This window comes from Lacisediminihabitans sp., from assembly GCF_036569425.1.
Classification (GTDB): domain Bacteria; phylum Actinomycetota; class Actinomycetes; order Actinomycetales; family Microbacteriaceae; genus Lacisediminihabitans.
This window is the reverse complement of sequence record NZ_DATCQQ010000030.1, coordinates 58,882-74,463: the sequence shown is the minus strand read 5'-3', so window position 1 is coordinate 74,463 and position 15,582 is coordinate 58,882. Positions and strand designations below refer to the sequence as shown.

General features: G+C 66.8%; 16 protein-coding genes. 8 read left to right on the top strand and 8 right to left on the bottom strand.

Annotated features, from left to right (window positions below):
* Positions 1-34: 34 nt before the first annotated feature.
* Positions 35-2,128 carry a transketolase gene (tkt, locus tag VIM54_RS06720; protein ID WP_331899994.1) on the bottom strand — a complete coding sequence of 698 codons (2,094 nt, stop codon included), beginning with the start codon at positions 2,126-2,128 and terminating at the stop codon, positions 35-37.
* Between the two features lie 274 nt (positions 2,129-2,402).
* Here tkt and VIM54_RS06715 point away from each other — a divergent pair, with 274 nt between their 5' ends.
* Positions 2,403-3,323 carry a heme o synthase gene (locus VIM54_RS06715; protein WP_331899993.1) on the top strand — a complete coding sequence of 307 codons (921 nt, stop codon included), beginning with the start codon at positions 2,403-2,405 and terminating at the stop codon, positions 3,321-3,323.
* A 155-nt stretch (positions 3,324-3,478) separates the two neighbouring features.
* Here the strand turns inward: VIM54_RS06715 and VIM54_RS06710 are convergent, their stop codons facing one another.
* Entirely contained in the window at positions 3,479-4,480 is a 1,002-nt protein-coding gene (locus tag VIM54_RS06710) for a COX15/CtaA family protein (protein ID WP_331899992.1), read from the bottom strand.
* A 309-nt stretch (positions 4,481-4,789) separates the two neighbouring features.
* Here VIM54_RS06710 and sufB point away from each other — a divergent pair, with 309 nt between their 5' ends.
* The 5 genes from sufB to VIM54_RS06685 are packed head-to-tail and all read left to right on the top strand — an operon-like array spanning position 4,790 to position 8,946.
* Entirely contained in the window at positions 4,790-6,208 is a 1,419-nt protein-coding gene (gene sufB / locus VIM54_RS06705) for a Fe-S cluster assembly protein SufB (RefSeq protein WP_147782264.1), read from the top strand.
* A 35-nt stretch (positions 6,209-6,243) separates the two neighbouring features.
* Positions 6,244-7,455 carry a Fe-S cluster assembly protein SufD gene (gene sufD, locus VIM54_RS06700; RefSeq protein ID WP_331899991.1) on the top strand — a complete coding sequence of 404 codons (1,212 nt, stop codon included), beginning with the start codon at positions 6,244-6,246 and terminating at the stop codon, positions 7,453-7,455.
* On the top strand, positions 7,455-7,778 hold the full coding sequence (locus VIM54_RS06695) for a non-heme iron oxygenase ferredoxin subunit (protein ID WP_331899990.1): 324 nt from the start codon (positions 7,455-7,457) through the stop codon (positions 7,776-7,778). Before sufD ends, VIM54_RS06695 begins: the two co-directional genes overlap by 1 nt.
* A gap of 39 nt (positions 7,779-7,817) precedes the next feature.
* A complete protein-coding gene (sufC, locus tag VIM54_RS06690; RefSeq protein ID WP_331899989.1) occupies positions 7,818-8,612 on the top strand; it encodes a Fe-S cluster assembly ATPase SufC in 795 nt (264 codons plus the stop codon).
* 4 nt (positions 8,613-8,616) lie between these two features.
* Complete coding sequence (locus VIM54_RS06685) at positions 8,617-8,946, top strand: metal-sulfur cluster assembly factor (protein WP_331899988.1); 330 nt, start codon at positions 8,617-8,619, stop codon at positions 8,944-8,946.
* Between the two features lie 63 nt (positions 8,947-9,009).
* Here VIM54_RS06685 and VIM54_RS06680 read toward each other — a convergent pair whose 3' ends face one another.
* Positions 9,010-9,660 (bottom strand): biotin transporter BioY, encoded by a 651-nt coding sequence (locus VIM54_RS06680; RefSeq protein ID WP_331899987.1) that lies wholly within the window; start codon positions 9,658-9,660, stop codon positions 9,010-9,012.
* A gap of 124 nt (positions 9,661-9,784) precedes the next feature.
* On the opposite strand from VIM54_RS06680, the gene VIM54_RS06675 reads away from it, so the two are divergent.
* Positions 9,785-11,383: an ABC-F family ATP-binding cassette domain-containing protein gene (locus VIM54_RS06675; RefSeq protein WP_331899986.1), complete on the top strand. Its 1,599-nt coding sequence runs from the start codon at positions 9,785-9,787 to the stop codon at positions 11,381-11,383.
* Between the two features lie 25 nt (positions 11,384-11,408).
* On the opposite strand, the gene VIM54_RS06670 is transcribed toward VIM54_RS06675, so the two are convergent.
* The 3 genes from VIM54_RS06670 to VIM54_RS06660 are packed head-to-tail and all read right to left on the bottom strand — an operon-like array spanning position 11,409 to position 12,771.
* Entirely contained in the window at positions 11,409-12,254 is an 846-nt protein-coding gene (locus VIM54_RS06670; protein WP_331899985.1) for an SURF1 family protein, read from the bottom strand.
* Positions 12,251-12,502, bottom strand: a complete 252-nt coding sequence (locus tag VIM54_RS06665; protein ID WP_331899984.1) for a hypothetical protein — start codon at positions 12,500-12,502, stop codon at positions 12,251-12,253. Before VIM54_RS06665 ends, VIM54_RS06670 begins: the two co-directional genes overlap by 4 nt.
* A complete protein-coding gene (locus tag VIM54_RS06660) occupies positions 12,502-12,771 on the bottom strand; it encodes a DUF3099 domain-containing protein (RefSeq protein WP_331899983.1) in 270 nt (89 codons plus the stop codon). Before VIM54_RS06660 ends, VIM54_RS06665 begins: the two co-directional genes overlap by 1 nt.
* A 105-nt stretch (positions 12,772-12,876) precedes the next feature.
* On the opposite strand from VIM54_RS06660, the gene fabG reads away from it, so the two are divergent.
* Complete coding sequence (gene fabG / locus VIM54_RS06655; RefSeq protein ID WP_331899982.1) at positions 12,877-13,587, top strand: 3-oxoacyl-ACP reductase FabG; 711 nt, start codon at positions 12,877-12,879, stop codon at positions 13,585-13,587.
* A 38-nt stretch (positions 13,588-13,625) separates the two neighbouring features.
* Here the strand turns inward: fabG and serB are convergent, their stop codons facing one another.
* The gene (serB, locus tag VIM54_RS06650) at positions 13,626-14,264 is read right to left on the bottom strand and encodes a phosphoserine phosphatase SerB (protein ID WP_331899981.1); all 639 of its coding nucleotides are present in this window, start codon (positions 14,262-14,264) and stop codon (positions 13,626-13,628) included.
* 71 nt (positions 14,265-14,335) lie between these two features.
* The gene (locus VIM54_RS06645) at positions 14,336-15,574 is read right to left on the bottom strand and encodes a glucose-1-phosphate adenylyltransferase (protein WP_331899980.1); all 1,239 of its coding nucleotides are present in this window, start codon (positions 15,572-15,574) and stop codon (positions 14,336-14,338) included.
* Positions 15,575-15,582 lie beyond the last annotated feature (8 nt).

The following is a 15,582-nucleotide window of genomic DNA, read 5'->3' as shown; positions in this document are numbered from 1 at the left end:
TATGGGTGACAAACGCTTGCGAAACGGCCGACGTTCAGACGGCGGACAGTGATTCCTTTGCGGCGGAGATCGCGTGCTCGGTGGTGATGCCGAACTCGCGGAACAGCGTCTTGTAGTCGGCGGATGCGCCGAAGTGCTCGATCGACACGCTGCGACCGGCGTCGCCGACGTAGGAACGCCAGGTGAGGTCGATTCCTGCCTCGATCGAGACGCGGGCCTTCACGGCCTTCGGCAGCACGGACTCCCGGTACTCTGCGCTCTGCTCCTCGAACCATTCGAGGCTCGGAGCGGACACGACGCGGGCGTTGATGCCGTCGGCCTTGAGCTGTTCGCGGGCGTCGACCGCGATCTGGAGCTCGGAACCGGTGGCGATGAAGATCACGTCCGGGGTGCCGTTCGGCGCCTCAGCGAGCACGTAGGCCCCCTTCGCAACGTGTCGCGCGGCAGCGAAGGTGTCGCCGCTCGCGACGTCGTCACCCCGCTCGAACACCGGGATGTTCTGGCGGGTGAGCGCGATTCCGGCCGGACCGTTGCGACGCTCCAGAATCGTCTTCCAGGCCCAGGCGACCTCGTTGGCGTCGCCGGGGCGCACGACATCCAGTCCGGGGATGGCGCGCAGTGTGGCGAGCTGCTCAACCGGCTGGTGGGTGGGTCCGTCTTCGCCGAGCGCGACCGAGTCGTGCGTCCAGACGAAGATGGACGGCGCCTTCATGAGGGCGGCGAGTCGAACGGCCGGACGCATGTAGTCGCTGAAGATGAGGAAGGTGCCGCCGAACGGGCGCGTGTTGCCGTGCAGCACGATCCCGTTGAGGATGGCGCCCATCGCGTGCTCGCGGATGCCGAAGTGCAGCACGCGGCCGTATGGATTGCCGGTCCACTCGTGGGTCGACCGCTCGGCCGGGATGAAGGAGGGGGCGCCCTCGATCGTGGTGTTGTTCGACTCGGCGAGGTCCGCCGATCCACCCCACAGCTCGGGGATCACCGGTCCGAGGGCGGCCAGCACCTTGCCGGACGCGGCGCGGGTCGAGAGCTCCTTACCGGCCTCGAACACCGGGAGCGCCTCTTCGACACCCTCTGGCAGGTCGCCGGAGAGGATACGGTCGAGCAGCACCTTGCGGTCGGGGTTGGCGGCGGCCCACACGTCGAGCTGCGTGTTCCACTCGGCGTGCGCGGCCTGGCCGCGCTCCACGGCCTTGCGGGTGTGCTCGATGACGGCCGGGTCCACCTCGAAGTTCTGCTCCGGGTCGAAACCAAGAACCTCCTTGACGGCCCGCACCTCGTCGGCACCGAGCGCCGATCCGTGGATCTTGCCCGAGTTCTGCTTCTTCGGGCTCGGCCATCCGATGATGGTCTTGAGGATGATCAGCGACGGCTTGCTCGTCTCGGCCTTCGCGGCCTCGATCGCGTCGTTGAGGGCGGCGACATCCTCGATGTACCGGCCGGTCTTCTTCCAGTCGACGACCTGGACGTGCCAGTGGTACGCCTCGTAGCGCGCCTTCACGTCCTCGGTGAACGCGATGTTGGTGTCGTCCTCGATCGAGATCTGGTTGCTGTCATAAAACGCAATGAGGTTGCCGAGCTCCTGGTGGCCGGCGAGCGACGAGGCCTCGCTCGTCACGCCCTCCTGCATGTCGCCGTCGCCGGCGATCGTGTAGATGAAGTGGTCGAATGGGCTGGTGCCGGCTGCGGCGTCCGGGTCGAAGAGGCCGCGCTCGTAGCGGGCGGCGTATGCGAACCCGACGGCGGAGGAGAGACCCTGGCCGAGCGGGCCGGTCGTGATCTCGACCCCGTCCGTGTGGCCGTACTCGGGGTGACCCGGAGTCTTCGAACCCCAGGTGCGCAGCGCCTTGAGGTCGTCGAGCTCGAGGCCGTAGCCGCCGAAGTAGAGCTGGATGTACTGGGTGAGCGAGGAGTGCCCAACCGAGAGGATGAACCGGTCGCGGCCAATCCACGTGCTGTCACTGGGGTCGCGGCGCATGACCTTCTGGAAGAGGAGGTACGCGGCGGGTGCGAGGCTCATCGCGGTTCCCGGATGGCCGTTCCCCACCTTCTCCACGGCATCCACGGCGAGCACGCGAGCCGTGTCCACTGCCTTGTTGTCGATGGGATCCCATTGGAAAACTGCCACGAGATTGATGACCCTTCTGTCGCCGCGGACAACTCGGCTGAGCCGTGCCGCTGTTGAGGTTACGCGCTCGCCTGACGTCATCGGCACTGCCGCGGGCACACCAGTTAGCAGCGAACGAGCGGCGGGGGACTGGTTGTGTGGCCTGCAGCTGGCAAGCACATCCAAGTATAAGAGAAACAGCGGCTGGCCCCGCGTATTCCCGTTCGGCCGGGCGATCACGCAGCCGACAACCGCCTAGAATCGGTGGCGAGCAATACCAGTCGTTAGAGGAGCAATGAACGTAGCGGTCGACACCCAGCTACCCGTGCAGCGCATCGGGTTCGCGCGCAAGTCGAAGGCCTACTTCGCTCTCACCAAGCCGCGGGTGATCGAGCTGCTGCTCGTGACGACCGCGCCGGTGATGATTCTCGCGCAGGGCGGCATCCCCAACCTGTGGCTGGTGCTCTGGACTCTGGTCGGCGGATCGCTGAGCGCCGGCTCGGCCGGCGCCTTCAACTGCTACATCGACCGCGACATCGACCGGGTGATGAAGCGCACGAGCACGCGTCCCCTCGTCACGGGGGAGCTCACGGATCGTGAGGCCCTGGTCTTCGCCTGGGTGCTCGGCGTGGCCTCCATCGTGTGGCTGGCCCTGCTGGTGAACCTTCTCGCCGCCGCGCTCTCCCTCGCGGCCATCCTCTTCTATGTGCTCGTGTACACGCTCGTGCTCAAACGGCGCACCCCGCAGAACATCGTGTGGGGCGGGGCGGCCGGCTGCATGCCGGTGCTCATCGGATGGGCGGCGGTCACCGGGTCCCTCAGCTGGACTCCCGTAATCCTCTTCGGCATCGTCTTCCTGTGGACGCCTCCGCACTACTGGCCGCTCTCCATGCGGTACCGCGCCGACTACGCGTCGGTCAACGTGCCGATGCTCGCCGTCGTCCGCGGGCGCACCGTGGTGGGGCTGCAGGTCGTGTTGTACGCCTGGGCGACCGTCGCGTGCTCTCTGCTGCTCATCCCGGTCGCGCCGATGGGAATCCTGTACTCGGTCGTGGCGGTGCTGGCCGGCGGATGGTTCGTCTTCGAGGCGCACCGGCTCTACTCGATGGCGATCCGTCACGACGAGGTCAAGCCGATGCGCGTGTTCCACAGTTCCATCAGCTACCTCACGCTGCTGTTCGTCGCGATCGGCATCGACCCGCTGCTGCACTTCTAGGCCGGCCCTCTCCCCGTCCTTCTCGTCGCGGTCCTTGCCGTCGCGGAGGGGCAAACGGGGTCGTGGCGGGAGGCGCGTCTCCCTCCGCGAGGCAGTATTCCGGTCGCGGCGGGCCGTAACTCCCGCCACGGCGGCAGACGGGCTCGCCGGGCGGGTCAGCGCTGCAGTTCGCGGTCCTGCGCTGCCGACGCCTCGGGGGCCGGTGACCCGTCGGCGGCGCGGAGGGTGAGCACCGCGGTGGTGATGCCGGCGACGAGAACGCAGGCGAGCACCATGTGGATGCCCACGAGCAGTTCTGGCAGGCCGAGGCGCGCCTGGCTCACGCCCACGATCACCTGCAGCGCCTCCACGGCGAGCAGGCCGATCGCCGCCGCCCGCAGCCGCCCGAGCCTCAAGACGATCGCGGACGCCAGGATCGCCATGGTGAGGGCGACGGTGAGGTAGGCGGGCCAGCTGTGCACGTGCTGGAGGATCTCGGGGTTGAGCCCGTTCCTCGGCGCGAGGTGCTTGTCGTCCGAGTTGTCCCCGGCGTGCGGGCCGGATCCCGTCGTGAGAACCCCGACCACGACGGTGATCGCCACGACGACGACAGTGAAGAACGTGAGACCGGTGAGCCAGCGCGGAACAGTGCGCGCCGGCGGCCGCTCGCCGAACCGGATGCGGTAGACGAACACCGTGGCGATGGCGACCAGGCTGATCGAGACGACGAAGTGCATTCCGACGACGTAGGGGTTCAGCCCGGTGAGCACCGAGATCCCGCCGATGATCGCCTGGGCGGGGATGCCGAGCCCAAGCGAGAGGGACAGCCAGAAGAGGTCGCGGCGTTCCCTCCGCATCCTGACCACCGACAGGAACGCGGCGATCGCCACGAGCACGAGCACGAAGGTGAGCATGCGGTTGGTGAACTCGATGATGCCGTGAATCCCGAGCTCCGGTGTGGTCACGAAGGAGTCGGCCGTGCACCGCGGCCAGGTCGGGCAGCCGAGACCGGAGGCGGTGAGTCGCACGGCGCCTCCGGTGCCCACCAGCACCACCTGGAAGAGAAGCGAGAGCCAACCCAGCACCCGCACGCGGCGATCGACCGATCCCGGCAGCCAGCGGCGCGCGGCGCGGGCGATCGGTGAGGCCTGCTGGGGGGGCGGCGATGCCTGATTCACGGGGTTACGGATCCTCTCGGGACGGTTGGTGCCTGGCGGGTCTCTGTGACCTCGCCGGGTATCCGCAACTTGCGGGACGCGTCCTGTAGAATTGAGTTGTTCGGGGCCGCGCCGACGAGCGTGCTCGGCAGTTCGGTAGACGAGGGCGATGGGGCCCATGCCCTCGGACCAGTTTAGGTATGTGCTGTATTAGATAAATGCAGTGTGAGCCCTTCACGCTCTCCTCACAGCTTGCATCAGCCGGATGCGGGACCGCGGGGAATGCGAAGCCCGCAAACCGGGTTGTGGAGGGTGGAGAGAGGTTACGACATGTCAGACATCCTGATCGATCGCCCGGAGCTCGAGAGCCTCGGCATCTACGAGTTCGGCTGGTCCGACTCCGATGTCGCTGGGGCGTCCGCCAAACGCGGAATCTCCCCGGAAGTGGTCGCGGACATTTCGGCGCTCAAGGGCGAGCCGGAGTGGATGCTCAAGAACCGTCTCAAGGCACTCGCGCTGTTCTACAAGAAGCCGATGCCCGCCTGGGGAGCAGACCTCTCCGGCATCGATTTCGACAACATCAAGTACTTCGTTCGCTCTACTGAGAAGCAGGCCCAGACCTGGGACGACCTTCCGGACGACATCAAGAACACCTACGAGAAGCTCGGCATCCCCGAGGCGGAGCGCCAGCGACTCGTCTCCGGCGTCGCCGCGCAGTATGAGTCCGAGGTCGTGTACCACACGATCAACAAGGACCTCGAGGAGCAGGGCGTGCTCTTCCTCGACACGGATACCGCGCTCAAGGAGTACCCGGAACTCTTCAAGGAGTACTTCGGCACCGTGATCCCGTCCGGCGACAACAAGTTCGCCGCGCTCAACACCTCGGTCTGGTCGGGCGGGTCGTTCGTCTACGTGCCGAAGGGCGTGCACGTGCAGATCCCGTTGCAGGCCTACTTCCGCATCAACACCGAGAACATGGGCCAGTTCGAGCGCACGCTCATCATCGCCGACGAGGGCTCATACGTTCACTACATCGAGGGCTGCACCGCACCGATCTACAAGTCGGATTCGCTGCACTCCGCGGTCGTCGAGATCATCGTGAAGAAGAACGCCCGAGTTCGGTACACGACCATCCAGAACTGGTCGAACAACGTCTACAACCTGGTGACGAAGCGTGCCATCGCCCATGAGGGCGCGACCATGGAGTGGATCGACGGCAACATCGGCTCCAAGGTCACCATGAAGTACCCCTCGATCTATCTTGTGGGCGAGCACGCCAAGGGTGAGACGCTCTCGGTCGCCTTCGCCGGCCCCGGCCAGCATCAGGATGCCGGAGCCAAGATGATCCACATGGCCCCGTACACGCAGTCGTCGATTGTCTCCAAGTCGATCGCCCGCGGCGGCGGGCGCACCGGCTACCGCGGCGAGGTGCGCATCGCCGAGGGTGCCCACCACTCGGCAAACACCGTGCGCTGCGACGCGCTGCTCGTCGACGCCATCTCTCGGTCGGACACCTACCCGACCACCGACGTTCGCGAGGACGACGTGCAGATGGGCCACGAGGCCACCGTCTCCCGCGTGAGCGCCGAACAGCTCTTCTACCTGCAGTCCCGTGGCCTGCCGGAAGACGAGGCGATGGCCATGATCGTGCGAGGATTCATCGAGCCCATCGCGCGGGAACTCCCGATGGAATACGCCCTGGAACTCAACAAGCTCATCGAAATGGGCATGGAAGGCAGCGTCGGATGACCCGCCTCGTCACCTCGGAAGGAACCATCGGCTAGATGTCTGCCGTAGCTACACCCACCATCTCCCCGGCAGAACCCGATCACTCGAGACTTGGCTCGAAGCAGCACAGCGATGGCGGCTGGGGTCTCGTTCCCGTTCAGGTGCGCTCAGCGCGCTTCAGCTCATTCGAGGTCGGCGACTTCGAGGCCGTCACCGGGCGCGAGCTCGAGTGGAAGCACACCCCGATTGCGAAGATCCAACCGCTGCTCGACGACGGACTCGACGGATCGGCCCTGCCGTACGCCACGGATGTCGTCTCCACCGGTGACGCCGGCGCCACTGTCGAGCTGATCGGCCGGGACGATGCCCGCATCGGCCGCGCCGGAAAGCCGGAGGAGCTAGCCTCCGCGAACGCGTGGAGCAGCTTCGAGGAGGCGCTCGCGGTCACCATCACGGGCGAAGAGCCGGTCGAGGTCACCGTCACACGTTCTGCGCTCGGCACATCGCCGCGTGCCGCGCACACGGTCATCGTCGCCGAGAAGCACAGCCGCGGCATGGTCGTGCTGCAGAACTCCGGCCAGGCGATGCTCAGCGAGAACGTGGAGATCGTTGTCGGCGACGGCGCGCAGCTCACGGTCGTGACCGTGCAGCAGTGGGACGACACCGCGGTTCATCTCGCGAGCCATTTCGCCCAGATCGGCCGTGACGCGCGGCTCCGGCACGTGGTCGTGTCGCTCGGCGGGGATGTCGTGCGCATCAACCCGTCGGCTCACCTCTCGAGCGAGGGCGCGGACGTCGAGCTCTTCGGCGTCTACTTCGCCGGCACCGGCCAGCACCTCGAACAGCAGGTCTTCGTCAACCACGACGCGCCGAACACCAAGTCCCGGGTGAGCTACAAGGGCGCCCTGCAGGGCAACGGAGCTCACACCGTGTGGGTGGGCGACGTGCTCATCCGCCCGTCGGCGGCCGGCACCGACAGCTACGAGCAGAACCGCAACCTCCTGCTCACCGACGGCACGCGGGCCGACTCCGTGCCGAACCTCGAGATCGAGACCGGCGACATCGCCGGCGCGGGCCACGCGAGCGCGTCCGGCCGTTTCGACGACGAGCAGCTCTTCTACCTGCAGGCCCGTGGCATCGAGGAGCACGAGGCGCGACGCCTGGTGGTGCGCGGCTTCCTCTCCGAAGTCGTGCAGAAGATCGGGTCAGCTGACCTGGAGGCACGCCTCCAGCAGGCGATCGAAGACGAATTGAAGGTGAGCGAGTAATGGCCGTTCGGATTTGCGCCGAAGACGAGATCGAACTCGGGTCGGCGGTGCGCGTCGTGATCGACGGCACGCCAATCGCGCTCGTGCGGGACTCCGCCGGGGCGATCCACGCCATCGGGGACACCTGCACGCACGGCGACATCTCGCTCGCCGAGGGGTTCGTCGAAGACGACACTCTCGAGTGCTGGGCGCACGGCTCCAAGTTCTCCCTGATCACCGGCAAGCCGATCACCCTCCCGGCCTACGAGCCGGTGCCGGTATTCGCCGTCTCCATCGTCGACGGCGACGTCTTCATCGACCCGACGCCCGTCGCCAGCGCCTGACACCCGGCACGAAGCACACCAGTTAGGAACCCCAGAGACATGTCAGTACTAGAGATCAAAGACCTCCACGTGAGTGTCGAGACCGAGCAGGGCACGAAGCAGATACTCAAAGGGGTCGACCTCATCGTGAACGAGGGCGAGATCCACGCGATCATGGGCCCGAACGGCTCCGGCAAGTCCACCCTTGCCTACACGATCGCCGGCCATCCGAAATATCACGTGGACAGCGGATCGATCACCCTCGACGGGGAAGACCTACTCGCGATGACGGTGGACGCCCGCGCCCGCGCCGGCCTCTTCCTCGCCATGCAGTACCCGGTGGAGATTCCCGGCGTCGCGGTGACCAACTTCCTGCGCACGGCCAAGACGGCCATCGACGGCGTTCAGCCCTCCATCCGCACCTGGACCAAGCAGGTCACCGAGTCGATGAAGAACCTGCGGATGGATTCTTCGTTCAAGGACCGCAACGTGAACGAGGGCTTCTCCGGCGGAGAGAAGAAGCGGCACGAGATCCTGCAGCTCGAGCTGCTGGCTCCAAAATTCGCGGTGCTCGACGAGACGGACTCCGGGCTCGACGTGGATGCGCTCAAGATCGTCGCGGAGGGCGTGAACCGGGCGAAGGCCAACACCGGCCTCGGCATCATGCTCATCACCCACTACACCCGCATCCTGCGCTACATCTCGCCGGACTTCGTACACGTGTTCGTCGACGGCCGCATCGCCGAACAGGGCGGCCCCGAGCTGGCCGACCGCCTCGAGAACGAGGGCTACGACCGGTTCCTGGGGAGGGACGCCCTGGCCACTGGCGGCCCGACCCCGACGAACCTAGGCTAGAGGCATGGCAGTCGCACTCGCACCCCAGCTCTTCGACCAGGTCGAAGAGGCGCTGAAGGACGTGATGGACCCCGAGCTTGGGGTCAACATCGTCGACCTCGGACTCATCTATGACCTCACCTGGGACGACGAGAACAGCGCGCTCATCATCAGCATGACGCTCACCTCGGCGGGCTGCCCCTTGACCGACGTGATCGAGGAGCAGACCGCGCAGGCGCTCGATGGCGTGGTCGAGCAGTTCCGCATCAACTGGGTGTGGATGCCTCCGTGGGGCCCGGAGAAGATCACCGATGACGGCCGCGACATGATGCGCGCCCTCGGCTTCTCGATGTAGACACCCGAACACGACAAACGCCCCGGCCGATGGCCGGGGCGTTTGTCGTTGGTGCGGAGATGCCTAGTCGTGGCTCTCGCTCGTGGCCTTGTCCACTCGGCCGATGAGCCGCCAGCTCGCCGGGAGAATCGCGGCCGCGAGAAGGGCCTTGACGGTGTCCCCGACCAGGAACGGCAGGATGCCGGTGGTGATCGTCGCCTGCAGCAGGTTCGTCGTGCCGAAGAACTTGCCGAGCGAGGCAGGCGGGAAGGTGCCGAGCACCGTGTAGAGCCAGGGGAGCCCGAAGGCGTAGATCACGACGGTGCCGGCGGCGAAGGACAGGAATGTTCCGACGACCTTGCGGTCCCATTCGCGCTGGGCGAGCCAGCCGGTGAGCGCGGCGGCGAAGACGAAACCGATCACGAAACCGCCGGACGGGGAGGCGAAGAGGCTCCCGTGCCCGCCAGCCGCGAACACCGGAAGGCCGGCCACGCCCAGCACCAGGTAGAGCACCATGGAGAGCGCACCGCGCACCGCGCCGAGGGTCGAACCGACCAGCAGCACCGCGAAGGTCTGGCCGGTGATCGGCACCGGCCAAAGCGGGATGATGAGCTGGGCGGCTATCGAGGTGAGCGCGGTGCCTGCCGCGATCAGAATCAGGTCGGTGACGAGGCTCCTCGAAAAGAGCCGGTCGGCGAGCGTCGGCCGGCCGTATGCCAGGGTCAGATTGGACACGGGAACTCCTCTGGGCGGTTGTGGGGGCTGCCGCGGCGTCGAACACGAGCCCCACGATTTATACTAGAGGCCTACCCCCTCCCTCCCGTTGTTGCAAAACAACACAAAGAATTGGACTCTGCCTGTGCTCAGCGTGCACGACCTCGAACTGCGTGTTGGCGCACGCATGCTCATGGAGGACGTCACCTTCCGTGTGGAACGCGGCGACAAGATCGGCCTGGTCGGTCGAAACGGCGCAGGCAAGACGACCCTCACCAAGGTCCTGGCAGGCGAGGAACTCGCCACCGGCGGCACCATCGAGCGCACCGGGGAGGTCGGCTACCTTCCCCAGGATCCGCGTTCGGGAAACCCGGAGGATCTCGCCCGCACCCGCATCTTAGACGCCCGCGGGCTCGGCCAGATCATGCTCGGCATGGAGAAGGCCGCCCAGGAGATGGGGGACCCGGATGCCAAGGTGAGCGCCTCGGCGATGAAGACCTACGGAAACCTGCAGGATCGCTTCACCGCACTCGGCGGCTACGCGGCAGAGGCCGAGGCGGCGTCGATCGCGAGCAACCTCAGTCTGCCGGATCGCATCCTCGACCAGCCGCTGTCCACGCTCTCCGGCGGCCAGCGCCGACGCATCGAGCTCGCCCGCATCCTGTTCTCCGGCGCCGAGACGATGCTCCTCGACGAGCCAACCAACCACCTCGACGCCGACTCGGTGGTCTGGTTGCGTGAGTTCCTCAAGAACTTCCAGGGCGGACTGATCGTGATCAGCCATGACGTGGAGCTCGTGGAGGAGACCGTGAACCGGGTCTTCTACCTGGATGCGAACCGCCAGGTGATCGATATCTACAACATGAGCTGGAAGAACTACCAGCGGCAGCGCGCGGCCGACGAGGAACGGCGCAAGAAGGAACGCGTCAACGTGGAGAAGAAGGCCGGCGTGCTGCAGATGCAGGCGGCCAAGTTCGGCGCCAAGGCGTCGAAGGCCGCTGCCGCCCACCAGATGGTGCGCCGCGCCGAGAAGATGCTCTCCGGCCTCGACGAGGTCCGCGCCGTGGACCGGGTCGCGAAGCTGCGCTTTCCGGAGCCCGCGCCGTGCGGTCGCACGCCGCTCATGGCGTCCAACCTGTCCAAGAGCTACGGCTCGCTCGAGATCTTCACCGCGGTTGACCTTGCGATCGACCGCGGCTCGAAGGTCGTCATCCTCGGCTTCAACGGTGCGGGCAAGACCACGCTGCTGCGCATTCTCGCGAGCGTCGACAAGCCGGATACCGGTCAGCTCGAGCCCGGCCACGGCCTGCGCATCGGCTACTACGCGCAGGAGCACGAGACCATCGACGTGAAGCGCTCGGTGCTGCAGAACATGGTCTCCTCGTCGCCCAACATCACGGAGACCGAGGCGAGGCGCGTGCTCGGATCGTTCCTGTTCTCGGGGGACGACGCTAACAAGCTCGCCGGGGTGCTCTCGGGCGGGGAGAAGACGCGGCTCGCGCTCGCGATGATCGTCGTCTCCGGCGCCAACGTGCTGCTGCTCGACGAGCCCACGAACAACCTCGACCCGGCGAGCCGCCTCGAGATCCTGGATGCCCTGGCCAACTACTCCGGCGCCGTGGTGCTGGTCAGCCACGACGAGGGTGCTGTGGAGGCGCTCAACCCGGAGCGCGTTCTCATCCTGCCGGACGGCACCGAGGACCTCTGGAACCGCGACTACGCCGACCTGGTCGCCCTCGCCTGACGGCCGGGGCGATCGCCGCGGGAGATCAGTGGCGTGAGCCCTCGAGGATCTCATCCTCGATCTCGTTGTCCGTGCGAGGCCGCTCCGCCTTGCGGCGGGCGCGCTCGTCGGCGCGCTCCCGTTCCTCTGGATCTTCCGCGTTGCGGATCCGGTATTCCTGCCGGATCGCGTAGCCGAGGCCGAGGAACGCCATAACGCCGAACAGCACCCACTGGATGGCGTAGGAGATGTGCAGGCCCTCGTCGAGCACGGGCTTGGGCATGGCCGCCGGTCGTGTCGCCGCCGCCGGCGTCTCGGAGACCATGAGGCCGTATGCGCCGGTGTAGGTGGGGCGGTCGACGAGTTTCGCCACGTCGGGCAGGTGGATGGTGGCGAGCTGTCCATTGGCGCCCGATCGACCGGCGAGCACGGGCTCGCTCGCCTGCAGGTGCACGACGACGGAGACCTCCCCGCTGCGCGGCACCGGGATGCTGTCCGGGGCATCCTGCATGTTGCCGACCGGCACGTAGCCGCGGTCGACGACGAACACGGTGCCGTCGTCGAGCAGCAGCGGGTTGAGCACCTCGAACCCCGGCTGCCCGTTGAGCGGCCGGTTGCGCACGAGCACCTGTTCGTCGAGCAGGTAGCGCCCAGTGAGCCTCACCCGCACCCACTGCTGGCTCGCCCGGAACGAGGTGAGCGTCGGCAGCACCGCGGTGACCGCGCGGGGCGCGCTCTCGTAGTTGCGGTCCACCAGGTCATTGGCCGCGGTGGTCTCCTTCAGGCGGTTGACCTGCCAATTAGAGAGGCCGACGCACACCACCGAGAACACGATCGCGAGCGCCAGGTAGCCGAACCAGCGTCGGCTGATGGCGAATCGCCAGCCGTTCACGACACGGAACTCTCGACATCCGGCACGCGCGCCACGGCCTCGCCGAGCGGCGTGACCAGCACGGGGAAGTCCCGAGCCGCGAGGTAGTCCCGCAGAAAGTCGCGATGGTGCTCGCACGCGAGCCACACCTTCACGCGCTCTGGACCGTGGATGCGCGGATTGCGCCAGTTGATATTCCAGGCGGCGGCCTCGCGGCACTCCGCCCTCGAGCAGGTCGGCTCGAGCTCAGCCTCGCCGAAACCGATCATCATCGATCGTCGACCGGCAGACGCTCGATCGAGCCCGGTCGCAGGACGACGGACGACGTCGCGCCCTTCGCGTTCGCGAGCACGACCGCGATGTATGGAAGAACAATGGCACCGATCGCCGGCAGAAGCAGCCACCAGCCGGGGGTGAAGAGGCACGCGATGATGCACACGGTGCGGATTCCCATCGCCACCGAGTACTGGACCATGCGGCTTCGCCGGTCGTCCTGGGGAGACCGGGGGAGCGAGGTTATCGACTGCTGCTTAGCCATGATGTAGGAGTCAAGCCTACGTCTAAGATTGTGGGAGTTTGCCGCGTGTCCCCGGATAGTTTTTTTGCGGCGCCGGGCGCCCCGCCCATTGGAAGAGAGTGACCCATGACCACTTCACGAACCGTGCTCGTAACGGGAGGCAATCGGGGAATCGGTTTTGCCATCGCCGAGCAGTTCATCGCCCTCGGCCACCGCGTGGCCGTGACCACGCGATCGGGTGCGGGCCCGGCGGGCAGCCTCACGGTGCGCGCGGATGTCACGGATGCGGCATCCGTCGACGCCGCGTTCACCGAGGTCGAGGCCGCGCTCGGACCGGTGGAGATCGTCGTGGCGAACGCCGGCATCACCAGGGACACCCTGCTGCTGCGCATGACGGAGGAGGACTTCACCTCGGTGGTGGACACCAACCTGTCGGGCGCGTTCCGGGTGGTGAAGCGCGCCTCCAAGGGCATGCTGAAGGCCCGGTTCGGGCGGATCATCCTCGTCTCGAGCGTCGTCGGCCTGCTCGGGTCGGCCGGCCAGGTGAACTATTCGGCGTCGAAGAGCGGACTCGTCGGCCTCGCCCGCTCGGTGACCAGGGAGCTGGGCTCCCGCGGCATCACTGCCAACGTGATCGCGCCGGGGTTCATCGAGACCGACATGACGGCCGAGCTGCCGGAGGCGCAGCAGGCCGAGTACAAGAAGTCGATCCCGGCCGGGCGTTTCGCCACGGCCGAGGAGGTGGCGAAGGTCGTGACCTGGCTCGCCGGCGACGACGCCGGTTACATCTCGGGCGCCGTCATCCCGGTGGACGGTGGCCTGGGCATGGGCCACTAGCCCGCCCTCGTCCGGAAGGGGCTGGGCAGGGCGTCGGGTCAGCCGCGCAGGCCGAGCAGTGGCAGCAGCTGGCTGAGGTCGCGCACGTCCATGAGCACGTCGGCGAGGTCCCGCACCGGGGCTTTCGCGTCGAAGCCCACCGAGAGGCCGGTGATCGCCATCATCGGCAGGTCGTTTGCACCATCACCCACCGCCACCGTGCGGGAGAGCGGGATGCCGAGGTCCGCTGCCCATTCGCGCAAGGTCGACGCCTTCGCCTCCGCGTCGATGATCGGCCCGACGAGCCCGCCGGTGAGCACGCCGTCCGCCACCTCGAGCCGATTGGCGCGCCAGTAGTCGAGGCCGAGTGTCTCGGCCACCGGGTCGATGAGCTCGTGGAACCCGCCGGACACGACGGCCACTCGTCCGCCTGCCGCGTGCACGCCCGAGATCATCTCCGGCACGCCGTGGGTGATGGTGATGAGCCTCGACACCTCGAGGATGACCGTCTCCGGCAGGCCAGCGAGGGTCCCGACGCGGGTGCGCAGGCTCTCCTCGAAGTCGAGCTCCCCGTTCATGGCCCGGGACGTGATCTCGGCCACCGCGTCCCCTGAACCCGCGGCATCCGCGAGAAGCTCGATCACCTCGTTCTCGATCAGGGTGGAATCGACGTCGAGCACGACAAGGAATCGGGGCATAGCGGTAGTGGCCATCCTGTGGGGGCGGGAGCTTCGATGAACGGCCGCCGCGGCGAGGCCAGTCGGCGGGATTAGGAGACCGTGACGCCCTTGCCGACGACGGTGATGCCGGAATCGGTGACGGTGAATCCGCGGGCCCGGTCGGCCTCTGCATCCACTCCAACGGTTGCGCCTGCTGTGACGACGACTTCCTTGTCCAGAATAGCCCGACGGATGATCGAGTCCGGCCCGATGCGCACCCGGTCGAAGATGATCGAGTCGACGACCTGCGCCCCGGACTCGATGATCGCCCATGGTCCGAGGACGCTGCGTTCGATGTGGGCACCGGAGAGCAGCGACCCGAGGGACACGATGGAGTCGATCGTGGTACCGAGGTTGCCGCGCGAGTCGCGCACGAACTTGGCCGGCGGCGAGTTGAGCTGCTGGCTGAAGATCGGCCAGTCGCTGTTGTAGAGGTTGAAGATCGGCAGGGCCGAGATCAGGTCCTGGTGGGCGTCGAAGAAGGACTCGATGGTTCCGACATCACGCCAGTAGTACCGGTCGCGATCGGTCGCCCCCGGCACCTCGTTGCGGTTGAGGTCGTAGACGGCCGCGTCACCCCGAGAGACGAAGTCCGGCACGATGTCGCCGCCCATATCGTGGTTGGACGTGGACAGTTCGCCGTCCCGCAGCACCGCGTCGATCAGGATGTCGGCGTCGAAGATGTAGTTGCCCATCGATGCGAGAACCTCGCCGGGGGAGTCGGCGAGGCCGACGGCGTTCTGCGGCTTCTCCAGGAACTGCGCGATGCGGGTCGGGTCGTCCTTGTCGAGCTCGATCACGCCGAACTGGTCGGCGAGGGCGATCGGCTGGCGGATGGCCGCCACCGTGACGCCGGCCCCGGACTCGATGTGGGCGGCGATCATCTGGCTGAAGTCCATGCGGTACACGTGGTCGGCGCCCACGACGACCACGATGTCCGGCTTCTCGTCGCGCAGGAGGTTGAGGCTCTGCAGGATGGCGTCTGCCGAGCCCGCGAACCAGCGCTTACCGAGCCGCTGCTGCGCAGGCACGGATGCGACGTACGAGTTGGTGAGGCCCGAGAGGCGCCAGGTCTGCGAGACGTGGCGGTCGAGGCTGTGGGACTTGTACTGGGTGAGAACCACGATCTGGCGCAGGCCCGAGTTGATGAGGTTGGAGAGTGCGAAGTCGATCAGACGGTAGTTGCCACCGAACGGGACGGCCGGCTTGGCCCGATCCGCGGTGAGCGGCATCAGCCGCTTGCCTTCGCCGCCAGCCAGCACAATTCCGAAGATCTTCTTTGATGACATGGGACAAC